Source organism: Sneathiella sp. (assembly GCF_036960985.1).
Taxonomy (GTDB): Bacteria; Pseudomonadota; Alphaproteobacteria; order Sneathiellales; family Sneathiellaceae; genus Sneathiella.
This window is the reverse complement of the sequence record NZ_JBALWD010000031.1, coordinates 22538-45607: the sequence shown is the minus strand read 5'-3', so window position 1 is coordinate 45607 and position 23070 is coordinate 22538. Positions and strand designations below refer to the sequence as shown.

26 protein-coding genes and 1 tRNA gene are annotated in these 23070 nt (G+C 49.2%); 26 read left to right on the top strand and 1 reads right to left on the bottom strand.

Annotated features, from left to right (window positions below; all coding sequences use genetic code 11):
* Positions 1-4: 4 nt before the first annotated feature.
* The 23 genes from rplE (at position 5) to V7723_RS15620 (ending at position 19332) form a co-directional block, all read left to right on the top strand.
* On the top strand, positions 5-553 hold the full coding sequence (rplE, locus tag V7723_RS15730; RefSeq protein WP_335685440.1) for a 50S ribosomal protein L5: 549 nt from the start codon (positions 5-7) through the stop codon (positions 551-553).
* A gap of 18 nt (positions 554-571) precedes the next feature.
* A complete protein-coding gene (gene rpsN, locus V7723_RS15725; RefSeq protein ID WP_335685439.1) occupies positions 572-877 on the top strand; it encodes a 30S ribosomal protein S14 in 306 nt (101 codons plus the stop codon).
* A gap of 12 nt (positions 878-889) precedes the next feature.
* The gene (gene rpsH / locus V7723_RS15720; protein WP_335685438.1) at positions 890-1288 is read left to right on the top strand and encodes a 30S ribosomal protein S8; all 399 of its coding nucleotides are present in this window, start codon (positions 890-892) and stop codon (positions 1286-1288) included.
* An 8-nt stretch (positions 1289-1296) separates the two neighbouring features.
* Positions 1297-1830 carry a 50S ribosomal protein L6 gene (gene rplF / locus V7723_RS15715; RefSeq protein WP_335685437.1) on the top strand — a complete coding sequence of 178 codons (534 nt, stop codon included), beginning with the start codon at positions 1297-1299 and terminating at the stop codon, positions 1828-1830.
* A 9-nt stretch (positions 1831-1839) separates the two neighbouring features.
* Positions 1840-2202 (top strand): 50S ribosomal protein L18, encoded by a 363-nt coding sequence (gene rplR, locus V7723_RS15710; protein WP_335685436.1) that lies wholly within the window; start codon positions 1840-1842, stop codon positions 2200-2202.
* Positions 2203-2213: 11 nt separating this feature from the next.
* A complete protein-coding gene (gene rpsE / locus V7723_RS15705; protein ID WP_251933068.1) occupies positions 2214-2777 on the top strand; it encodes a 30S ribosomal protein S5 in 564 nt (187 codons plus the stop codon).
* Positions 2770-2955, top strand: coding sequence for a 50S ribosomal protein L30 (gene rpmD / locus V7723_RS15700; protein WP_335685435.1), 186 nt, complete (start codon positions 2770-2772; stop codon positions 2953-2955). Before rpsE ends, rpmD begins: the two co-directional genes overlap by 8 nt.
* Positions 2956-2992: 37 nt before the next feature.
* Complete coding sequence (rplO, locus tag V7723_RS15695) at positions 2993-3472, top strand: 50S ribosomal protein L15 (RefSeq protein WP_335685434.1); 480 nt, start codon at positions 2993-2995, stop codon at positions 3470-3472.
* A 53-nt stretch (positions 3473-3525) separates the two neighbouring features.
* Positions 3526-4872, top strand: coding sequence for a preprotein translocase subunit SecY (gene secY, locus V7723_RS15690; protein WP_443024239.1), 1347 nt, complete (start codon positions 3526-3528; stop codon positions 4870-4872).
* On the top strand, positions 4869-5519 hold the full coding sequence (locus V7723_RS15685; protein WP_335685433.1) for an adenylate kinase: 651 nt from the start codon (positions 4869-4871) through the stop codon (positions 5517-5519). Before secY ends, V7723_RS15685 begins: the two co-directional genes overlap by 4 nt.
* 103 nt (positions 5520-5622) lie before the next feature.
* Positions 5623-5991: a 30S ribosomal protein S13 gene (gene rpsM, locus V7723_RS15680; RefSeq protein ID WP_335685432.1), complete on the top strand. Its 369-nt coding sequence runs from the start codon at positions 5623-5625 to the stop codon at positions 5989-5991.
* Position 5992: 1 nt separating this feature from the next.
* Positions 5993-6382: a 30S ribosomal protein S11 gene (gene rpsK, locus V7723_RS15675; protein WP_335685431.1), complete on the top strand. Its 390-nt coding sequence runs from the start codon at positions 5993-5995 to the stop codon at positions 6380-6382.
* Positions 6383-6447: 65 nt separating this feature from the next.
* On the top strand, positions 6448-7494 hold the full coding sequence (locus V7723_RS15670; RefSeq protein ID WP_443024241.1) for a DNA-directed RNA polymerase subunit alpha: 1047 nt from the start codon (positions 6448-6450) through the stop codon (positions 7492-7494).
* A gap of 30 nt (positions 7495-7524) precedes the next feature.
* Positions 7525-7962, top strand: coding sequence for a 50S ribosomal protein L17 (gene rplQ, locus V7723_RS15665; protein ID WP_335685429.1), 438 nt, complete (start codon positions 7525-7527; stop codon positions 7960-7962).
* A 164-nt stretch (positions 7963-8126) separates the two neighbouring features.
* Positions 8127-9545 carry a DegQ family serine endoprotease gene (locus V7723_RS15660; protein ID WP_335685428.1) on the top strand — a complete coding sequence of 473 codons (1419 nt, stop codon included), beginning with the start codon at positions 8127-8129 and terminating at the stop codon, positions 9543-9545.
* The gene (locus tag V7723_RS15655; RefSeq protein ID WP_335685427.1) at positions 9542-10846 is read left to right on the top strand and encodes a replication-associated recombination protein A; all 1305 of its coding nucleotides are present in this window, start codon (positions 9542-9544) and stop codon (positions 10844-10846) included. Before V7723_RS15660 ends, V7723_RS15655 begins: the two co-directional genes overlap by 4 nt.
* An 8-nt stretch (positions 10847-10854) precedes the next feature.
* The gene (gene crcB, locus V7723_RS15650; protein WP_335685426.1) at positions 10855-11235 is read left to right on the top strand and encodes a fluoride efflux transporter CrcB; all 381 of its coding nucleotides are present in this window, start codon (positions 10855-10857) and stop codon (positions 11233-11235) included.
* Positions 11232-12230, top strand: coding sequence for an RluA family pseudouridine synthase (locus tag V7723_RS15645; protein ID WP_335685425.1), 999 nt, complete (start codon positions 11232-11234; stop codon positions 12228-12230). The genes crcB and V7723_RS15645 overlap by 4 nt, the downstream gene beginning before the upstream one ends.
* Before the next feature lie 383 nt (positions 12231-12613).
* Positions 12614-14284: a 2-isopropylmalate synthase gene (gene leuA, locus V7723_RS15640; RefSeq protein WP_335685424.1), complete on the top strand. Its 1671-nt coding sequence runs from the start codon at positions 12614-12616 to the stop codon at positions 14282-14284.
* A gap of 54 nt (positions 14285-14338) precedes the next feature.
* On the top strand, positions 14339-15013 hold the full coding sequence (locus tag V7723_RS15635) for an HAD-IA family hydrolase (protein ID WP_335685423.1): 675 nt from the start codon (positions 14339-14341) through the stop codon (positions 15011-15013).
* Positions 15014-15096: 83 nt separating this feature from the next.
* Positions 15097-15798 (top strand): ATP12 family chaperone protein, encoded by a 702-nt coding sequence (locus tag V7723_RS15630; RefSeq protein ID WP_335685422.1) that lies wholly within the window; start codon positions 15097-15099, stop codon positions 15796-15798.
* Positions 15799-15807: 9 nt separating this feature from the next.
* Positions 15808-17340, top strand: a complete 1533-nt coding sequence (locus V7723_RS15625) for an acyl-CoA carboxylase subunit beta (protein WP_335685421.1) — start codon at positions 15808-15810, stop codon at positions 17338-17340.
* Between the two features lie 24 nt (positions 17341-17364).
* Positions 17365-19332, top strand: a complete 1968-nt coding sequence (locus V7723_RS15620) for an acetyl/propionyl/methylcrotonyl-CoA carboxylase subunit alpha (protein ID WP_335685420.1) — start codon at positions 17365-17367, stop codon at positions 19330-19332.
* Between the two features lie 11 nt (positions 19333-19343).
* Here the strand turns inward: V7723_RS15620 and lipB are convergent, their stop codons facing one another.
* Positions 19344-20000, bottom strand: a complete 657-nt coding sequence (gene lipB / locus V7723_RS15615) for a lipoyl(octanoyl) transferase LipB (protein ID WP_335685419.1) — start codon at positions 19998-20000, stop codon at positions 19344-19346.
* A 142-nt stretch (positions 20001-20142) separates the two neighbouring features.
* On the opposite strand from lipB, the gene V7723_RS15610 reads away from it, so the two are divergent.
* The 3 genes from V7723_RS15610 (at position 20143) to V7723_RS15600 (ending at position 23069) form a co-directional block, all read left to right on the top strand.
* Entirely contained in the window at positions 20143-20391 is a 249-nt protein-coding gene (locus V7723_RS15610) for a FliM/FliN family flagellar motor switch protein (RefSeq protein ID WP_335685418.1), read from the top strand.
* 67 nt (positions 20392-20458) lie between these two features.
* Positions 20459-20545: transfer RNA gene (locus V7723_RS15605), tRNA-Leu, on the top strand.
* A 196-nt stretch (positions 20546-20741) separates the two neighbouring features.
* Complete coding sequence (locus V7723_RS15600; protein ID WP_335685417.1) at positions 20742-23069, top strand: NADP-dependent malic enzyme; 2328 nt, start codon at positions 20742-20744, stop codon at positions 23067-23069.
* The last annotated feature ends 1 nt before the right edge of the window (position 23070 follow it).

Genomic DNA, 23070 nt, shown 5'->3' with positions numbered 1-23070 from the left:
GTCGATGACAGCGCCAAGACTTAAAACACTATATAACGAGGAGCTTCGTACGAAGCTTCAGGAAAAATTCAGCTACGCCAATCTGATGGAAATTCCAAAATTGGAAAAAATCGTCATCAATATTGGCTGTGGTGAAGCGGTGGCTGATTCTAAGAAGATCAAATCTGTAGAATCTGAGCTTTCAAAGATTTCTGGCCAGAAACCCGTTGTTACGGTCGCCAAGAAATCTATCGCGACTTTTAAACTTCGTGAAGGTATGCCTATCGGCGCGAAGGTTACGCTGCGCAAGAATCAAATGTATGAATTTCTTGATCGGCTTGTGAACATTGCATTGCCCCGGGTTCGGGATTTCCGCGGTGTTTCACCTAAGAGCTTTGATGGTCGTGGCAATTATGCCATGGGTCTGAAAGAGCAAATTGTGTTTCCGGAAATCCACTATGACGATGTCACGGATGTACGGGGAATGGATATCGTGATCTGTACCACTGCGAAAACAGACGAAGAGGCTCGTGAGCTTCTGTCTGGTTTCAGCGTGCCGTTCAAGATTAATTGATCCTAGGAGTTAATTGAAATGGCTAAGAAAAGTGCTGTTGAGAGAGATCTTAAGCGTCGTCGTTTGATCGACAAATTTGCCGCTAAACGGGCAGAGCTTAAGGCCATCAGCAAAGACGAAAATCTACCAGGGGAAGAGCGCTTTGCAGCGCGTCTGAAGCTGGCCGCCCTACCACGTAATTCTTCGGCAACCCGTGCTCGCAATCGTTGCGAACTCACTGGTCGCCCTCGTGGTGTTTATCGTAAATTGAAACTATCCCGTATCGGTCTTCGTGACATGGCATCTAATGGCCAGATACCGGGCATGGTTAAGTCGAGCTGGTAGGGAGATACAGATATGTCAATGAGTGATCCTATCGGCGATATGCTGACCCGTATTCGTAACGGTCAGCAAGCCCAGAAATCTTCCGTTAAGAGCCCATCTTCTAAATTACGTGTGAACGTTTTGGAAGCGCTTAAGCGTGAAGGTTACATTCGTGGTTACGAAGTTTCAGAACCTGAAAAAGGAAAGCCTGAACTTTCAATCGAATTGAAATACTACCAAGGTAAAGGCGTTATCGAATATGTCAGCCGGGTGTCAAAACCAGGCCGCCGTGTTTATTCAGGCGTTAAAGATCTTCCGACAATTCGGAATGGTCTTGGTGTCGCGATTTTGTCCACACCTAATGGTGTTCTTTCTGACAACGAAGCTCGCGATGCCAATGTTGGCGGCGAAATTCTCTGTCAGTTGTACTAGGAGGAATTATGTCTCGTATTGGTAAACATCCCGTGACGATCCCTTCTGGTGTTGATGTACAACTCGCAGAACGGGATATCACTGTTAAAGGCAGCAAAGGCGTCTTGTCGATGACGTTTGTTGATGACGTCGTGGTCTCACGTGAAGACGATAAAATCTGGGTAAAACCGCGTAATGAAGGCACTCGAAGCCGTCAAATGTGGGGAATGCAACGGACGTTGCTGAATAACTTGGTTGAAGGCGTTTCAGAAGGTTTCACAAAGAAACTTGAAATTGTCGGCGTTGGTTATCGTGCGGCCGTTCAGGGCAAAAACCTCAAGCTAAACCTTGGGTATAGCCATGATGTTGATTTTGCTATTCCAGACGGTATTGAAATTAAATGCCCGACGCAAACTAGCATTGAAGTTTCAGGTGCAGATAAGCAAAAGGTTGGCCAAGTAGCTGCTGTTATCCGGTCTTACCGGAAACCAGAGCCGTACAAGGGCAAAGGTATCAAATATGCGGACGAGTTTATCTTCCGCAAAGAAGGCAAGAAGAAGTAGGAACGGATCATGTCAAGCACAAAACAATTGTTCGAACGCCGTCGGCAGAGAAACCGGACCCGACTTCGCAAAGTATCTTCTGGCAATCTTCGTTTGTCTGTTCATCGCACGTTGCAGCAGATTTATGTACAGGTTATCGATGATGCGGCGGGTACAACGCTCGCGTCGGCCTCCAGTTTGGAAAAAGATGTTCGCAGTTCGCTGAAAAGCGGCGGCAATAAAGACGCTGCTGCTGCAGTTGGGAAACTGATTGCTGAGCGGGCACTTAAAGCCGGTGTAAAAGAAGTCGCGTTTGATCGCGGCGGGTATAAATTTCATGGCCGGGTCAAAGCCCTTGCCGAAGCCGCCCGCGAGGGCGGGCTGTCCTTCTAGGGGAATTGACAATGTTGAGACCTGACCAAAATGATAAAGGCGATTCAGAATTCGTCGACAAACTGGTTCACATTAACCGTGTGGCTAAAGTTGTTAAAGGTGGCCGTCGCTTTGGCTTTGCAGCCCTGGTGGTTGCTGGAGATCAAAAAGGCCGTGTTGGCTACGGCCATGGTAAAGCACGAGAAGTGCCTGAAGCCATCCGTAAAGCAACGGAAGCTGCTAAGCGCAACATGATCCGCGTTCCTCTTCGGGAAGGCCGGACACTTCATCATGACGTTAAGGGACGTTTTGGTGCAGGACGTGTTGTTCTGCGGTCGGCGCCTGCAGGTACCGGCATTATCGCAGGTGGCCCAATGCGTGCGGTTTTCGAAACTCTTGGTGTACAGGATGTTGTGACGAAATCCATTGGAACGTCCAATCCATACAACATGGTCAAGGCTACTTTTGAAGCCTTAAAAGAAATGAACTCTCCGCGGATGGTCGCTGCAAAGCGCGGCAAAAAAGTCTCTGACGTTGTAGGCCGCCGTGCTTCTGACGCCGGTGCAGACGCTGGAAAGGAAAAGGTTGATGGCTAAGGCAACAATCAAGGTTACTCAAATCGGAAGCCCAATCGGACGGCACAAGTCACAAAGGGCAACATTGGTTGGCATGGGTCTGAACAAGATGCATCGCACCGTCGAACTTGAGGACACTCCGTCAATTCGTGGCATGGTCCGCAAAGTCAGTCATCTGGTACAAGTTGAGGAAGCGTAAAGCTGCCTCTTCTTGTTTCGTTTAAGGAATATTGAACATGCGTTTAAATCAAATTGCCGACAATCAAGGCTCGACGAAAAATCGGATGCGGGTTGGTCGGGGTATCGGTTCCGGAAAAGGTAAAACTTCTGGCGCCGGTCAAAAAGGTCAAAAATCTCGTTCAGGTGTTGCCATTAAAGGTTTTGAAGGCGGGCAGATGCCTATTCATCGCCGTTTGCCGAAGCGTGGTTTCAACAATATTTTCCGCAAGGAATTTGCTGTTGCCAACCTTGGTAGAGTGCAACAAGCCATTGATGCCAAAAAATTGAACGCGAAAGAAACCATCACAATTGCGATGCTTCAAGAAGCGGGCGTTGTTGGTAAAGTTGTTGATGGCGTTCGGTTATTGGCCAAAGGCGAGCTTACTTCGAAAGTCTCTTTTGAAGTATCAGGTGCGTCTAAGTCAGCAATCGAAGCAGTTGAAAAAGCTGGCGGAACGGTTACTTTAACAGCTACCGAAACCGCGAAAAGCGAATAACAAACACAAACAGGATAGCAAAGCGTATTTTGCTTAATCTGGAGTATCTCTAAATGGCGTCTGCAGCAGAACAAATGGCTTCTACCATGAGTTTCGGTGCCTTTTCGAAGGCGACGGAACTTAAGAAGCGGTTATGGTTCACGCTCTTTGCTCTGGTTGTGTACCGGGTCGGGACATATATCCCTATTCCAGGTGTCGATCCGACCATTCTCGCGGACGTCTTTTCTCAGAATTCCGGCGGTATTCTGGGAATGTTCGACGTGTTTGCTGGTGGCGCCCTCGGGCGGATGACAATTTTTGCCCTTAACATTATGCCGTACATCTCGGCTTCTATCATCATGCAATTGATGACTTCAATATCGCCGCAAATGGCACAGTTGAAGAAAGAAGGCGAGCAGGGGCGCAAGAAAATAAATCAATACACCCGTTATGGAACGGTATTGTTGGCGACGTTGCAAGGCTACGGTATTGCCGCCGGACTAGAAGGAATGTCTTTGTCCACCGGTCAATCAGCAGTGATTGATCCAGGTATGGATTTCCGGATTATTACGGTTATCACCCTGGTGAGTGGCACAGTATTCTTGATGTGGCTCGGTGAGCAGATTACAGCACGCGGTGTTGGTAACGGAATTTCGTTAATTATCTTTGCTGGTATTGTCGCGGAACTGCCGAGTGCCTTAGTTGGAACTCTGGAGTTGGGCCGGACTGGCGCGTTGTCTTCCATAGTTATCTTGGTTTTGCTGATTATGTCAGTCGCCGTGATTGCCTTTATCGTATTTATGGAGCGGGCGCAGCGACGGGTTCTTATTCAGTATCCGAAACGGCAACGGGGCAACAAGACGTATGGTGGTCAGAATTCACATCTGCCCTTGAAGCTGAATACCGCAGGTGTTATTCCGCCGATTTTCGCATCGTCACTTTTGTTGATGCCAACCACGGTGGCGAGCTTTAGTGCAGGCTCCGGCCCGGAATGGCTGAACACCCTCACGGCTATGGTTGGTCATGGGCAGCCGCTATATATGATGCTGTACATTGCCGGTATCGTCTTTTTCTGTTTTTTCTACACGGCCGTTGTCTTTAATCCAGATGACACTGCTGACAATCTGAAAAAACATGGTGGCTTTGTGCCCGGCATTCGGCCAGGTAAACGGACGTCTGAATATCTTGATTACGTCTTGACCAGATTGACTGTTGTTGGTGCAGCCTATTTGTCTCTGGTTTGTATCTTACCGGAAATTCTTGTTGCCCAGTGGTCCGTTCCTTTTTACTTCGGTGGTACGTCTTTGTTGATTGTCGTTTCCGTGACTATGGATACGGTTGCGCAGATCCAAAGCCATCTGGTTGCCCATCAATATGAAGGCTTGGTGAAGAAATCCAAACTTGGGGGTCGACGGAAATGATTCTCATTCTTTTGGGTCCTCCAGGAGCGGGTAAGGGAACACAAGCGCAACGTCTTCATGACAAGCATGGTCTTGTACAGTTATCGACTGGTGACATGTTACGTGCCGCTGTGGCCGCTGGATCTGAAGTTGGCTTGAAAGCTAAATCAGTTATGGAAAGCGGTAAGCTGGTATCTGACGATATTATGACCGGTATCATTTCAGATCGGCTCGACCAGCCAGATTGTAAAAACGGTGTAATTCTCGACGGCTTTCCGCGGACTGAAGCGCAAGCCGTTGCCTTGGATAAGATGCTGAAATCCAAGGGTCTTGAGCTAAATGCCGTAATTGAAATGAAAACAGACGACAATATACTTGTAGAGCGCATTACGGGTCGCTATACATGTGCGAAATGTGGTGCCGGATATCACGATAGTTTCTTGAAACCGGCAAAAGAAGGTGTTTGCGATAAATGTGGTGGCAATGAGTTTACGCGCCGCAACGATGATAACGCAGAGACAGTTACTTCAAGGCTTGAAGCCTACCACAATCAGACGGCACCCTTACTTCCTTATTATCGGGAAAAAGGTATTTTGAAACAAGTCGATGGCATGGCAGGAATTGACGAAGTGACACAGCAAATGGAAGCTGCGTTACAAGCAATCTAAAGTGTTGACTAGGTAATACAAAATTATATAATCGCGCGCTTCCCGCAAGCGCCGGAGACGACGGGTCAGGACGACCCGAATTAGGTGATGAGGAGAGACAAGCGTGGCTCGTATTGCTGGTGTAAATATCCCGACGAATAAGCGGGTTGTGATTGCACTAACTTATATTCATGGAATTGGACCTGCAAAGGCCAAAGAAATCTGTGATACAGTTGGATTGGCGTCTGAATTGCGTGTGAACGCACTTAGCGATGCTGAAGTGGTAAAAATTCGCGAAACTATCGATAGCGAACATCTTGTCGAAGGTGATCTGCGTCGTCAGACTTCGATGAATATAAAGCGTTTGATGGATCTCGGTTGTTACCGTGGATTGCGTCATCGTCGCGGTCTGCCCGTTCGCGGACAGCGCACGCATACAAATGCCCGTACCCGTAAGGGTCCGGCGAAAGCAATTGCTGGGAAGAAGAAGTAATATGGCTCGGGAAAAAATACGCGTTAAACGCCGCGAACGTAAAAATATTATTTCTGGTGTCGCTCATGTTAGTGCGACCTTTAATAATACCAAGATCATGATCACGGATGCGCAGGGCAATGCAATTGCTTGGTCATCTGCCGGATCACAAGGGTTCAAAGGTTCTCGTAAATCCACACCTTTTGCGGCACAGATTGCTGCAGAGGATGCCGGCAAAAAAGCCATGGATCACGGGATGAAAACACTTGAAGTCGAAGTCAAGGGCCCTGGCTCCGGACGCGAATCAGCGTTGCGGGCACTCCAGGCTGTTGGATTCAATATTACATCCATTCGGGATGTATCGCCAATTCCTCACAATGGTTGTCGCCCTCCAAAACGCCGTCGCGTTTGAGTGCTGTTTCCTTGTGAAAACGGACCGTTAAGTCCGTTACGTTGAAATGAAGAAGTCGCATGTCCATGGTGGGCCTGCAAAGCTATGAGGTCAATGCCGTGATTCAGCAAAACTGGAAAGACCTAATCCAGGCTAATCTCTCCGTCGAGCAAGGAGAGCAGAGCGATCGGGAAGCTACAATTATCGCCGAACCTTTGGAAAGAGGATTCGGTTTGACATTGGGTAACGCACTGCGCCGCGTATTATTATCAAGTTTGCAGGGCGCTGCGATTACTTCAATACAGATCGATAATGTATTGCACGAGTTTTCATCTATTGCCGGTGTTCGTGAAGACGTGACGGACATTGTTTTGAATTTGAAAACACTTGCTATCCGAAGCCATGCCGAAGGACCACAGCGAATGGTTCTTAAAGCATCAGGCCCATGTGAAGTAACTGCCGGTATGATTGATACAGGTGCAGATATCGAAATTATGGACCCGGATCAGATTCTTATGACTCTGGACGATGGTGCAACGATTTCTATGGAAATGAATGTAGAAACGGGTAAGGGATATGTTGCTGGTGCAACAAACCGTCCTGAAGATGCTCCCATTGGTCTTATTCCAATGGATAGCTTGTACAGCCCGGTTCGAAAAGTTTCCTACAAAGTTGAAGCAGCCCGCGAAGGCCAGGTTCTTGACTATGACAAGTTGACTTTGAAAGTTGAAACAAACGGTACTGTGACTCCGGAAGATTCCGTCGCATTTGCTGCGCGTATTTTACAGGAACAATTCCAATTGTTCGTCAACTTTGATGAGCCAGAAGAGATCGTGGTCAAGGAAGAGCGCGAAGAGCCAGAGTTTAATCGGAACCTGCTTCGTAAAGTGGACGAGCTCGAGCTTTCTGTTCGGTCTGCAAACTGCTTGAAAAACGACAATATTGTTTATATTGGCGATCTCATTCAGAAGACGGAAGCTGAAATGCTGCGGACACCGAATTTTGGCCGTAAAAGCTTGAACGAAATTAAGGAAGTACTGGCCCAGATGGGTCTGCACCTTGGAATGGATGTGCCGAATTGGCCGCCTGAGAACATTGAAGACATGGCTAAACGCCTGGAAGAACCTTTTTAGAACAGCACCCTTTGCTGTGGAGTAAGAAAAATGCGTCATCGTAAATCTGGGCGGAAGCTCGGCCGGACATCCTCTCATCGTAAAGCGATGTTTGCCAACATGGCAGCGTCTCTGATCAAACATGAGCAAATCCAGACAACTTTGCCAAAAGCAAAAGATCTACGCCCAATTGTCGAAAAACTGATTACCTTGGGTAAACGCGGTGGGTTGCATGCACGTCGGCAAGCTTTGGCGGAACTGAACGAAAAGTCAGCTGTTGATAAACTGTTTACGACACTCAGTGAGCGGTATGCTGATCGGGACGGTGGTTATACTCGGGTCTTGAAAGCGGGTTTTAGAACAGGTGATGCGGCGCCAATGGGCGTGATTGAACTTATGGACCGCGATTTGGAAGCGAAAGGCCTGGATTCAGGACCTGACCAAAATGCGGATGAAGAAGAAGTTTTGGAAGCTGAAGCCGTCGCGTAGGCTTTCCCTAAATGAATAGGAAAAGGCAGCCTTCTGGCTGCCTTTTTTTTCGCAATTTTTGGTGAAGAGATGCAATGAATTGGCGGGAACTTGAAAACTGCGTTAAAATATTCACCTTAATGGAGATAGGCATATAAACATTTTGCCAGAATAAGTCGGATAACATGAAAAAGATCACGATTAATGCCACGGGATTATGCCTAGCTATATCATTGATGAGCTTTGGACCTGTTCTCGGTTTTGCCGAAGATGTGGTGCCGACAAGTCAAACCGAGGTTATGCTGTCCTTTGCGCCTCTGGTTAAAAAGGCGTCGCCTGCCGTGGTCAATATTTTTACTAAGAAACGTGTTACGCAATCCCGCCCGACACTATTTGATGATCCATTCTTTAAACGGTTTTTTGGGAAAAACTTTGGCCCACAAAAAAACCGGGAACAGGTACAGAACGCTTTAGGCTCTGGCGTTATAGTTGATGCTGCCGGTATTATTGTTACAAACTACCATGTGGTCGCGGGCGCCGACGAAATTACTGTGGCCCTACAGGATCGCCGGGAATTTGATGCAAGACTTGTTGTCAAAGACGAGCGAACCGATCTTGCGATTTTGAAGATTGAGCCGGAAGAAACTCCTTTTCCCTATTTGGAATTTACAGATTCTGACACACTAGAAGTTGGTGACCTTGTTATTGCGATCGGTAATCCTTTTGGCGTCGGACAAACGGTGACCAGCGGCATTGTTTCCGCCCTCGATCGAAGTGCCGGTGTCAGCAATGATATTCAATCCTTCATCCAGACTGATGCGGCCATTAACCCGGGGAACTCGGGCGGGGCACTGTTGACGATGGACGGTAAGCTGGCAGGCATAAATTCCGCTATATTTAGTAAAAGCGGTGGATCTTTAGGAATTGGCTTCGCTATTCCGTCCAATTTGGTCAGGGCAGTACTGAAAAACGGTTTAGCAACAGGCAAAGTCACTCGGCCATGGCTCGGGGCAATGGGGCAGGCGGTTACCAGTGACGTCGCTGATGGTTTGGGGCTTGAGAAGCCGGGCGGTGTCCTCGTAAATCGTGTCCATCCGCTTAGCGCAGCTCACGCCGCTGGTTTAAGAGTAGGGGACGTCATAATCGCCATCGATTCAAAACCGGTTTATAATCTCGATGCTCTTATCTTCAGGATATCTTCGAGCGAGCTTGGCAAGCCGACGGTTTTGGATATTTACCGAAGTGGCAAGCTTACGGATGTCACCATGCTTTTGCAGCCGGCACCAGAACAGCCGTCGAAGAATATTATTACGTTAAGTGGGCCCCAACCCCTCGCAGGCGCTGTCGTCGGTAATCTTTCGCCGGCCTATGCAATCGAGCTGGGAATGCCAGCTTTTGCGGACGGTGTGGTGGTGACATCCGTTAACCGGGGGAGTATTGCTGAACGCTATGGGCTGAAACCGCGAGATATTCTCCTCGCAGTGAATGGCCAGAAGATTACAGGGGTAAAGCAAGCTCAATCTGTCCTTTTATCAGAGAAAGACACCTGGGAAATACAGATCCGTCGTAAGGGCCGTACTTTATCATTTCGGGTAAGTTCGTGAGCTCACTGTTCGAACAGGCTGGCGACAACAAGGATGTTGGCCGCCCGCTAGCCGATCGATTACGACCTGCAAACCTTAATGAAGTGGTTGGTCAGGATCATCTGCTTAAAGGGGATGCTCCGCTTCGCCGGATGCTGGAGGCTGATTGGCTGGCTTCAATAATATTCTGGGGACCGCCGGGGTGTGGAAAAACCACCATCGCTCGACTACTCGCCCAGGAAGTGGATTTACATTTCGAACAGATTTCAGCGGTTTTTTCTGGCGTAGCGGATCTTCGTAAAGCTTTTGAAGCTGCGAAAATTCGGCGCCATAATGGCAAGCGGACGTTATTGTTTGTTGATGAGATACACCGATTTAATCGGGCCCAGCAAGACGGGTTTCTCCCCTATGTTGAAGACGGCACGATCACTTTGGTAGGGGCAACGACCGAAAACCCCTCGTTTGAACTGAATGGCGCTCTTTTATCGCGGTGCCAGGTGTTAGTGCTGGAGCGACATAATTCAGACTCGCTGGCAGCGTTGTTGGTGCGCGCCGAGGGGTTGGAGGAAAAACCAGTACCCCTAACCAAAGAGGCGAAAGAAGCTCTTGTTCATCTTGCTGATGGGGATGGGCGGTTCTTTTTGAACATGGTTGAGGCTGTCTTTCGTTCAGGAGATACGGAACTGGATGTTGAGGGCTTATCAAAAGTTATCTCAAAACGGGCCCCAGCATATGACAAAGACCGGGACGGGCATTATAATCTGATCAGCGCCTTGCATAAATCGCTGCGTGGCTCCGATGTTGACGCCGCTCTGTATTGGTTCTCCCGTATGTTAGACGGTGGAGAAGACCCCATGTATCTGGCCCGCCGTCTAGTCCGGTTTGCCGTTGAAGATATCGGTATGGCCGATCCTAATGCTTTAGTGCAGGCAAATGCCGCGAAAGACGCGTTCCAGTTTCTAGGATCTCCGGAAGGCGAGTTGGCCATTGCGCAGTCTGTCATCTATCTGGCTACGGCACCGAAATCCAATGCGGGTTATGCCGCTTACAAATTGTCACGGACTGCCGCGCGCAAATACGGCTCCTATATGCCGCCAAAACATATATTAAATGCGCCTACGGGCATGATGAAGGATCTGGGCTACGGGGCAGATTACGCCTATGATCATAATTCCGAGGAGGGGTTCTCGGGCCAGAACTATTTTCCTGAGGAAATGCCGCGGGAGAATTATTACGTACCGGTTGAACGAGGGTTCGAACGGGAAATTCAAAAGCGCCTGGAATATTGGTCGCGTCTTCGAGCTAGAAAACAGGCGAAGTAGACAATAGTATGAATATGTTTTTATCAGTCGCCCTTGGTGGGGCAATCGGAGCATGCGCCCGCTACGGCGTCGCGCAGATTATGCTGCGTTATATGGGCCCGGGCTACCCCTATGGTACAGTGTTCGTCAACGTATTCGGCTCCTTGCTCATGGGCGTCTTGATTGAGCTGATGGTTCTTCGCTGGTCGCCTTCGCCGGAACTTCGAGTTTTCTTGGTCACAGGCCTATTGGGAGCCTTTACAACTTTTTCCGCATTTTCATTGGACGTCGCGCTCCTTATAGAAAAAGGAGCAACTTTGTCCGCCGTCGGATATATATTGCTTTCCGTCATTTTATCTGTTGCCGGACTATTTGCCGGCCTCCATTTAGTTAGGTTGGTTGTTACATGAGTCGCGTACAGCATTTAGTCGTATCACAAGGTGAAGCCGACTTGCGGATTGATCGCTGGTTTAAAGCTCATTTTCCCGGCATGACCCATGCGCAGCTTGAAAAGCATTTGCGCAAAGGGGATATCCGCATTGATAAAAAACGGGCCAAGGCAAATCAGCGGCTTGAAGAAGGGCAAACAGTTCGCATTCCACCGTTGGATGATAGTATTTACAAGCCAATGGCCGCGAATTTCGCGGCGAAGGCCCGTGATACCGGGCCTTCGGACCGGGATATCGCTGAAATACGTAAGATGGTTCTCCATATGGATGACAGTGTCATTGTCCTCAATAAGCCAGCGGGTCTCCCCGTGCAGGGAGGCAGCGGGCAAAGCCGCCACATCGATGGACTGCTCACTGGATTACAATATGATTATGAAGAGAAACCACGGCTTGTCCATCGATTGGATAAGGATACCTCTGGTGTTTTGGTTATTGGTCGTACGCGATTAGCCGCGAAGTTTTTAACGGAAGCTTTCAGAAACCGTTCGACACGAAAAATATATTGGGCATTGGTTGCAGGTGTACCGAGGCCGCATGAGGCGACAATATCCTATAGCCTGCGTAAGATTGTGACGGCGAATGGCGAAAAAGTCGTTGTCGATCGTGAGGGTCAAAAAGCTGTTACAGACTATTCCGTTATTGCTGTGGCGGGACAGACAACCTCCTGGTTAGCGCTAAAACCGGTCACTGGCCGTACCCATCAGCTGCGGGTGCATTGCGTGGCTATCGAGACCCCAATTGTCGGTGACGGCAAGTATGGCGGGCCAGAGGCATTTCTGGACGGAGCAGTAAGTAAGAAAATGCATCTTCATGCCCGCGAAATTACTATTAGCCATCCAAGTGGCGGTGAGTTGAGTATTACGGCACCCCTTAGTCAGCATATGGCGGAAACTTGGAAGCTGCTTGATTTTCATGAAAACGACTATGAAGATCCTTTTGTGGCGCATGGTTTATAAGGCATAAAACAAACCGGAAAGATGCTTTAAGCTTGACTAATAGAGCGTAATGGATAAATTTTCATTCATGACAAATACAAGACGACTTATTGGCCAGCGACTTATTGGCCCGGCACTCTGAAAATGGTGCCGGGGCGAACGAAGTCCTATTCCCTAATTTGTCAGGTAGTCTAATGTATTTAAACAAGACCTATGGGTCGATCATTTCAAGAAATCAGAACAGCGGTACGCAGGAAGATTTATGCCTTACTTCCGGGAGGCTCTCTCGACTTCCAAGCGGTCGCAGAATTTGAGTGGCCTCCTGCGACCGTAATTGAGCTGCATTAACAATGAGTGATGAATTCCGCGCTTACAGCGCGAGCAAGAGACAAGAGGAAATTGAAATGACGTTTTTACCTGGCGATAAATATAAATCGTTCGCCCCCATCGACTTACCAAACCGACAATGGCCGTCTGTGGTCATCGACAAGGCTCCCATTTGGTGCAGCGTAGATTTGCGCGACGGCAACCAAGCGCTGATTGAACCCATGGGTCATGAAAGAAAACTCCGAATGTTCCGCCATTTGGTAGAGCTAGGCTTCAAAGAAATCGAGGTAGGGTTTCCTTCTGCGTCGCAAACTGATTTTGATTTTGTGCGGTTCCTAATTGACGAGGGGGAAATCCCTGATGACGTTAAAATTCAGGTTTTGACCCAAGCCCGCGAAGAATTAATTCGCCGTACCTTCGATAGTATTCGTGGCTCTAAACAGGCGATTGTTCATCTGTATAATTCGACATCTACCTTGCAGCGCCGGGTGGTGTTCGATCTCGATAAAGTCGGTATCAAGCAAATCGCTATAGAAGGCACGAAATTGGTACGCCAGTTGGCGGACGAAATGCCGGAAACTTATGTGCAGATGGAGTATTCTCCGGAAAGTTTCACCCAGACAGAAATGGATTATGCCTGTGAAGTTTGTACGGCGGTGATGAATATCTGGAAGCCGACAGATGATAATAAAATTATCTTCAACCTCCCGGCGACAGTCGAAGTGGCCAGTGCAAATATTTACGCCGACCAGATTGAATGGATGCATCGCAATCTGCCAGACAGGCATTTGATTTTGTTGAGTCTGCACCCTCATAATGACAGAGGGACCGGTGTTGCCGCAGCGGAATTTGGTATCATGGCAGGTGCCGATCGTGTCGAAGGTACCTTGTTCGGTAACGGTGAGCGAACCGGCAATGTGGATGTGGTTAATATTGCCATGAATATGTATACTCAAGGCGTTGATCCGGAACTTGATTTCAGCAACATCAATGAAGTCGTCCGGACCGTTGAATATTGCAATCAGCTTCCGGTTCATCCTCGTCATCCTTATGGTGGTGATCTGGTATTTACTGCTTTTTCTGGATCCCATCAGGATGCCATTAAAAAAGGGTTTTCGGCGCTTAAGAAATCCAATAGCGAACTATGGGAAATTCCATATTTGCCAATTGATCCCGCAGATTTGGGGCGTAACTATGATGCGGTCATCCGGGTGAATAGCCAGTCAGGCAAGGGTGGTATTGCTTATCTTCTAGAAGAAGATTACGGCATCGAATTGCCGAAGCTTTTGCAGGTGGAAATGAGCAAGGTTGTTCAAGGGATTGCCGATGCGACTGGGAAAGAGCTTTCCTCGGCGTCAATTTTCGAAGTTTTTGAAAATGAGTATCTCAAAGCGGCAGGTGATATTGAATTCATTGATCATCAGACGACCGTCGATCCAAAAACACCGGAACGGCGCAAATTGTCGGCAACGATAAAGCATGCGGGCACTGAAACAGTCGTTGAAGGAGTGGGGACAGGTCCCATCGATGCCTATATGTCAGCTTTGACAGAAAAGTATAATCTTGATCTCAAAGTTAATGATTATCGCGAACACACCACAGGATTTGGCGCTGATGCCGTGGCCGTTGCCTACGTGGAAATGCGGGGCAGTACTGATGAGCCGATTTTCGGCGTTGGACGTCACGCCAATATTGTAACCGCTTCTCTCAAGGCGATCACCAGTGCGGTTAATCGCGCAGCAAACTAAAACTTTGGTCGGCGAACTTGTTTCGCCGGCCGTTTTTCTTTTTGGAATTGTCTGATGACGGATAAACCTACCGTGACCCTAGTCGTCTTCGATTGTGACGGTACGCTGGTCGATAGTCAGCACAACGTTGTTGCAAGCATGAATGATGCGTTTGAGGCGCAGGGAATGCCCGCGCCGGATGAGCATTCTATTCGTAACTGTATCGGGTTGAACATCGATGAAGCCATTCTGCAGTATTTACCAGATCCGGCGGATACCAAGCTCCTTCATGCGCTGGTCGATGCCTATAAGGCCGCATATTTTAGGCGCCGACAACTTCCAGATCACGATGAGCCCCTATACCGGGGTACTTTAGAGACAATCAGAATATTGCATCGGCGCGGTGTAAAAATGGCAGTAGCCACAGGAAAATCAATGCGCGGTCTGAATGCAGTTATCGATCATCATGGACTTGAGGGATTTTTTATCTCATTGCAGACACCAGATCATAATCCTGGTAAGCCACATCCCCAGATGCTTGAAAAAGCTATGCTAGACGCCGGTGCAGATCCGGCGCGTACCTTTATGGTCGGCGACACCAGCTACGATATGATGCTGGCGCGAAACGCTGGTTGCACCGCGGTTGGTGTTTCCTGGGGATATCACGACGACCGGGAACTTCAGGAAAGTGGCGCGGACTATTTGATCGATGACTTTGAAGAATTAATAAACATTGTTTTGCCGCAGTAAAACGCAGTGTTTTCTTGCATTTTCCGACATAGCCGTTATAAAACCTAACGACTGTTAGGTTAGAGATGAGTGCAGGCGAGTATATGAAACGTTTTTATGAAAATGTGACCGTAGACAAAGCGGAGGCAGGATACGCGATCCGCCTTGACAAACGGCCCATAAAAACACCGGCAAAGGCCCCAGTGTTTCTACCGACCGAGGCGTTGGCAGAAGCAATTGCCGATGAATGGCGCTCCCAAAAAGACAAAGTTGAGCCCGCCGCCATGCCGTTAATGCAGGCCGCGGCGACGGCGATTGACCGCGTGATGACACAACGACAAAAAGTCATCGACGATATCGTCGCTTATGGCGGAACGGATCTGATTTGTTATCGCGCAACCTATCCTGCAAGCTTGATTTCAAAGCAGTCCGACGCATGGGATCCACTCATTGACTGGATAAAATCGCGACACGGCGCGCACCTGAAAACAACAAGTTCAATTGCGCATATTACGCAAGATGAAAGGCAGTTGGAGAAGCTGGCAGCTATTGTCGACGCACAGGAAGACATGACGCTCGCGCCGCTCTATAATATTACGGCGCTTTGCGGATCTCTGGTTATTGGTTTGGCGGTATTGGACGGGCATTTGTCCGCAGATGAAGCATTTGACGTAAGCGAATTGGACGAAACGCATGCCATCGAAAACTGGGGTGCAGATGACGAGGCGTTAATCCGCCGTAAAAATAATAAAGAAAGCCTAATGGCAAGCACACGCTTTTTGAAATTAAGCGGTATTTTAGTCTGAGGAGGGATTATGCAGGACATTATTCAGCAGCTGGAGGAAAAACGCGCCAAAGCCCGGTTGGGCGGCGGCCAGCGTAGAATTGATTCACAGCATGGCAAAGGCAAGTTGTCAGCGAGAGAACGTATCTTGCTTCTTCTTGACGAAGACTCCTTTGAAGAATGGGACATGTTTGTCGAGCACCGCTGTACCGAATTTGGCATGGAAAATGAGCCGGTTATCGGCGACGGCGTCGTCACCGGCCATGGCACCGTCAATGGCAAGCTCGTGTTCGTTTTCAGTCAGGACTTTACGGTTTTTGGTGGATCACTTTCTGAATATCATGCAAAGAAAATTTGCAAAGTTATGGACAAGGCTGTTCAAGTCGGGGCACCGGTGATCGGGATCAATGATTCCGGAGGGGCTCGGATCCAGGAAGGTATCGACAGTCTGGCAGGCTATGCAGAGGTTTTTCAGCGCAACGTTATGGCATCTGGTGTCGTCCCGCAAATTTCAGTCATTATGGGCCCTTGCGCAGGGGGTGCGGTATATTCTCCAGCCATGACCGATTTTATCTTCATGGTTCGGGATAGTTCCTACATGTTCGTGACCGGGCCGGATGTTGTAAAAACGGTGACCAACGAAACGGTTACGGCAGAAGAATTAGGCGGGGCGGGAACTCATACCAGTAAATCCTCGGTCGCAGACAACGCCTATGACAACGATGTCGAAGTGCTCAATGAAGTTCGGCGGCTTGTAGATTTCCTCCCCTCCAGTAATCTGGAAACCTCACCGGTTCGCAAAAGTTTCGATGATCCGGACCGGCGGGAAGCATCTTTGGATACGTTGATCCCCAATAACGCCAATAAACCCTATGATATGATGGAATTGGTGGAGAAGCTGGTGGATGAGGGTGATTTCTTTCAAATCCAACCTGATTTTGCCAAGAACATCCTTACCGGCTTTGGTCGGATGGAAGGACAAACTGTTGGTATTGTTGCCAATCAGCCTATGGTACTGGCGGGCTGCCTTGATATTGACAGCTCTCGCAAAGCGGCTCGATTTGTCCGCTTCTGTGATTGTTTTAATATTCCCATCGTTACGCTGGTTGATGTGCCCGGATTTCTTCCCGGAACGTCACAGGAATATGGCGGGATCATCAAACATGGCGCCAAGCTTCTTTATGCTTATGCCGAAGCGACGGTGCCCAAAATTACGGTCATTACACGTAAAGCATATGGCGGTGCCTATGACGTGATGTCATCGAAGCATTTACGCGGGGATGTCAATTACGCATGGCCATCAGCTGAAATTGCGGTGATGGGATCGAAAGGTGCGGTGGAGATTATTTTCCGCGCAGAGATCGGCGATGACGAAAAAATCCAGAAACGAACTGATGAGTACCAACAGCGTTTCGCCAATCCGTTTATCGCGGGGAACCGGGGCTTTATTGATGATGTGATCATGCCCAATAATACACGGCACCGTGTCGCGTCCTCGCTTAGAATGCTGAAAAACAAGCAACTAGAAAACCCGTGGAAAAAACACGGCAACATTCCGCTTTAGGTCTGTAGGGAAAAGGGAAAACAAATGTTCAAAAAAATCCTTATCGCCAATCGCGGTGAAATAGCCTGCCGGGTCATTCGCTCAGCGCAAGAAATGGGTATCAAAACCGTTGCCGTCTACTCTGAGGCGGATGATGGTGCGGTTCATATGCGCATGGCCGATGAAGCCGTACATATCGGGCCAGCGGCGGCCGCGGAAAGCTATCTGATCATCGACAAGATTATAGATGCTTGTAAGCAAACCGGGGCAGAAGCTGTGCATCCGGGCTACGGGTTTCTGTCTGAGAATCAAGCTTTTGCGGACGCGTTGGATGAAGCTGGAATTGCTTTTATCGGACCGGGTCAGAAAGCCATTGCCTCTATGGGCGACAAGATTGCCTCTAAGAAGTTAGCGTTGGGAGCTGGCGTAAGCACGGTTCCGGGCAATCTGGATCTGATTGAAGATGCAGAACATGCGGTCAAGATTTCAGGTGAAATCGGCTATCCGGTGATGATCAAGGCGTCCGCTGGAGGCGGTGGTAAGGGCATGCGCGTTGCCAACGATGATGACGAAGCCCGCGAAGGTTTTCAGTCGGCGAAAAATGAAGCTATCAGCAGCTTCGGCGACGATCGGATCTTCATTGAAAAATTTGTCGTCGATCCGCGACATATCGAAATTCAGGTTCTTGCGGATAAACATGGCAATTGCATTTATCTGGGAGAGCGAGAATGTTCGATCCAGCGTCGCCATCAAAAAGTCATTGAAGAGGCTCCGAGCCCTTTTCTGGATGAAGAGCTTCGTAAAGCCATGGGAGAGCAAGCCGTCGCGCTGGCACGGGAAGTGGACTACCATTCGGCGGGAACGGTTGAGTTTATTGTTGGCGCCGATCGGAGTTTCTATTTTCTGGAAATGAATACGCGGCTGCAAGTTGAGCATCCGGTAACAGAACTGATCACCGGTGTTGATCTGGTGGAACAAATGATCCGCATTGCCTATGGCGAAAAGCTGGAACTCCAACAGGCGGATGTTACCTTAACCGGATGGGCCGTGGAAAGCCGCCTCTATGCAGAGGATCCTTATCGGGGCTTCCTGCCGTCAATCGGCCGCCTGCGTCGGTATACCATACCTAAGGGAGAAAATGTCCGGGTTGATACAGGCGTGACAGAAGGCTCAGAAATCACCATGTTCTATGATCCGATGATTGCCAAATTGGTGACATATGGCGACACCCGCGAAGACGCCATCGAAGAGATGGGGCGGGCGCTGGATGCTTATGAAGTAAAAGGGATCGCCCATAACGTCAATTTCTTGAATGCTGTCTGCAACCATCCACGGTTTAAATCAGGTAATTTGACCACCGGGTTCATTGCCGAAGAATATCCTGATGGATTTACGGGTGTCGAGCTGGAGTCGGACATATATGAGAAACTGGCCGCGCTGGCTGTCCTGGTGCAGCTGCGCCATAGCGCCAGATCAAAAAAGAAGGTAGCCGAGCGTATCGGAGACAGCTGGATCGTCAGTGAGGGCAAAGAAAAATCGCTGGCAGTTCATGTAGAAGATATCAAAGGCGGTATAGATGCCGAAATTAATGGCGCCATTATTGCTGTGCGCAGTAAATGGAAGCCGGGTAAGCGTTTTGTCAAAGCCGAAATTAATGGGCGCAAGATGATTGCCCAGCTGGAACTGTTCCGTGGGATCGTGCAGCTAACGCATGCTGGCGCCATTCTTAAATTTGCTGTCCAGAGGCCGGCCGTTGCGGAGCTGGCGAAACTGATGCCGATTAAAGTCGCTCCGGATATGTCCAAATATCTGCTGTGTCCGATGCCGGGCATGATCGTTTCCGTGCAGGTGGAAGAGGGCGAGGAAATCAAAGCAGGCCAGACACTGGCCGTTGTGGAGGCCATGAAAATGGAAAATATCCTCAAGGCTGAAAATGATGGTGTGGTGTCAAAAGTAAATGCCGGCGCCGGTGATACACTTGCCGTGGATGACATCATTCTCGAATTTGAATAAAGACAAGGGGTCTAAGGGGTGATCGTCCCCTTGGCCCCGTCTTTTAAAAATATCTTTTCAAAACTGCAGCGAAGTTCAATATCGAACTCCGGCATGCCGACCGGTATTCCAAGATCAACTAGAGACGTCACCCCATGCTCAGAAATGCCGCAGGGGACGATACCACTATAATGGGAGAGGTCGGGATCAACATTGACCGAGATTCCATGAAAACTGACCCAGCGCCGTACGCGAACTCCGATGGCGGCAATCTTGTCTTCGCGAAATCCCCGATCGACCCAGACGCCGACCCGGCCTTCTCTTTTTTCGCCCTTAATCTGATATTGCGCGAGCACGTCGACAATCCAGTCTTCCATATCCTGGACAAACGCCCGCACATCGGCATTTCGCTTTTTTAGATCCAGCATCACATATGCCACGCGCTGGCCCGGACCATGATAGGTATATTGCCCGCCGCGACCCGCGTTATAGACAGGGAACCGATCCGGCGTGATCAAGTCGGCGCTGTCAGCGCTTGTGCCGGCCGTATATAGCGGGGGATGTTCGATAAGCCAGATAAGCTCTCTCGCATTACCTTCACGTATTTCCTTAACCCGTTGTTCCATAAAAAATATTGCCTCTTCATAAGGCACCGGAGTATCAGATATTTTCCATTCGATATCATGCATGGCTGATTTATAGCAGATACATCCAAAACAACAACATCAGCACCTACCGATTTACCCGATTGAGCCATTTCTCTTAAGAGCTTATTAACCCTGATTGCGCATACTGGTCACCATTAGTAACGGATCAATATGTGGAAATGTGATGGAAGATAAGGCAATTGAAGGTGTGGACGTGGAAATCTCAGTCGTACTGGGAAAAGCTGTCATGCCCATACACCAGCTTTTGAAGATGGGGCGCGGAGCCGTCATTGAACTGGATGCCGGTGCAGATGATGATGCGGTCGTTCTGGCAAATAATAAGCCAATCGCCTATGGCGAAATTATTATTGTCGATGACAATATTGGGATTTCGATCACCGATAATGTGAAAACCAACGCCCAAGAATTTTAATTCGACCAAATAACGAATTCAGTTGTTGCACGGCGGCCAAACATTTGTTATTCCCGGGCACCATTGTGCGGCCGTGGCGGAATTGGTAGACGCGCAGCGTTGAGGTCGCTGTCCGGTAACACGGGTGGAAGTTCGAGTCTTCTCGGCCGCACCAATATTCTACCAGATGATCATTTGCGAAAACCCGGGCGTCAGGCGTTTTCCATAAATGACAAAAAATCATTTTTTCATTAAAGTGAAACAGACGGCCTGCAGGGCTGATTATTTCCATATAATACTGTTTTTTAATAGCAAATTGGCGGCTTCTTCGCTAAACCCTTAGTCTGTCGGTATGGTCGAAGGGGTAGGGGATGGCGAAGGATATTTATCAAAAGGCAATGGATTATCACCGGTTTCCCAAACCGGGAAAATTGACGATTACACCGACCAAGCCCATGGATACGCAAACCGATCTGGCCATGGCCTACTCGCCTGGAGTCGCCCATCCATGCCTGGCGATTGCGGAGGATCCAAATCAAGCAGCGGAGTTGACGGCGCGCGGTAACTTGGTGGGGGTGGTGACCAACGGAACCGCCGTACTCGGGCTTGGGGCGATTGGCCCGTTAGCCTCGAAGCCTGTTATGGAAGGTAAAGCGGTCCTGTTCAAAAAATTTGCCGGGATTGATGTGTTCGATATAGAACTTGCACAAACAGACCCGGAAAAGCTTGTCGATATTATTGCCGCAATGGAGCCGACATTTGGCGGCATTAATTTGGAAGATATCAAGGCGCCGGAATGTTTCATCGTCGAAAAGCTGTGTCGGGAACGGATGAATATACCGGTCTTTCATGATGATCAACATGGGACGGCGATCTGTGTTGCCGCGGCGGTATATAGCGCCCTTCGAATAGTTGATAAAGACATTAGCGAGGTCCGGCTGACGGCGTGCGGTGCTGGCGCTGCGGCGCTTGCCTGTTTAAACCTCTTGGTAAGCTTGGGCTTGACGAAGGAAAATATCACGGTTTGTGATATCCATGGCGTCGTCTATGTGGGGCGCGAAGTCGAAATGGATCCTTATAAATCCGTTTTTGCTGTTAATACGGACAAACGGACGCTTTCTGACGCAGTTGTCGATGCCGATATCTTCCTGGGGTGTTCTGGCCCGGGGGCGCTGAAGGCGGAAATGATCGCGACAATGGCGGAGCAGCCTATCATTCTGGCGCTGGCCAATCCGACACCTGAAATCCTTCCCGAAGAAGTGAAGGCGGTGCGGCCCGATGCGATCATCGCGACCGGTCGATCTGATTATCCAAATCAGGTGAATAACGTCCTGTGTTTTCCATATCTATTTCGCGGCGCCCTTGATGTTGGGGCGACGGAAATCAATGAAGAAATGAAGATTGCCGCGGTTAAGGCCATTGCCGATCTAGCACAAGCAGAACAATCCGATATCGTCGCCAAGGCTTATGGGGGTGCGCAGGCGAGTTTTGGTCCTGAGTATTTGATCCCGACACCTTTTGATCCACGGCTCTATCTTGAAGTCTCCTTCGCAGTCGCCAAGGCCGCTATGGACAGTGGCGTTGCCAGCCGACCGATTGAAAACCTCGATTTGTATTATCAGGAACTCTCGAATTTCGTTTATCGCACTGGTTTCGTCATGAAGCCGCTGTTCGATCGGGCGCGCCAGAATATTATGCGGGTGGCCTATGCAGAAGGCGAAGAAGAACGGGTTCTCTCGGCCGCGCAGACGGTTGTTGATGAGGGGCTGGCCACACCGATCCTGATTGGCCGCCAGAAAGTCATCGAATATCGTATCGAAAAACTGGGGCTTCGTATTCGCGAAGGAACGGATTTCGAAATTGTTGATCCCGAGAATGATCCACGCTACCGCGAATATTGGCAGGCGTATCACAAGTTGCGCGAACGCTTTGGCGTCGATATCGAAACCGCGAAGGCCCGTATTCGCACCAATACAACAATTATTGGCGCCATGATGGTTCATCTGGGCCATGCGGATGCCATGATCTGCGGAACCTTCGGAAAATATGACCAGCATTACCGCAGGGTCTCCGATATCATTCCGTTCCGTGAAGGGGTCCGGGATGCCTCTGCGCTACATTTGTTGATTTTAGCTGATCGAACCCTGTTCTTTACGGATACTCAAATCAGTCATGAACACACGCCAGAAGAACTTGCAGAACTGGCTATTCTGTCCGCAGATGAGGTGCGCCGGTTCGGCATAGAGCCAAAAGCGGCGTTGTTGTCCTATTCGAACTTTGGATCGACGGATATGCCATCGGCGCGGCGTGCCCGTAAAGCGCTCGCCATTATCGAGAAGCTGGCGCCCGAACTGGAAGTTGAAGGGGAGATGAAAGCAGATACCGCCTTGATTCCGGCGATCCGCGAAGCCATTTTCCCCAATTCAAGATTACAGGGACCGGCCAACCTTCTGATTATGCCCAATCTCGATTCAGCCAACATCAGCTATAACATCGCAAAAAGCATTGGTAAGGGGATCGCTGTTGGACCAATTTTGATCGGTATGTCCAAATCAGTCCATGTGGCGGCGGCGTCCATCACGGTTCGGGGCCTTGTCAATATGACTGCTATTGCGGCGGTGGATGCCCAAGATCATCTTGACGGAAAAATGATGCCCAGTCCGGTTGCTCGCAAACAGCGTCTCATTGATGAAAGCTGAA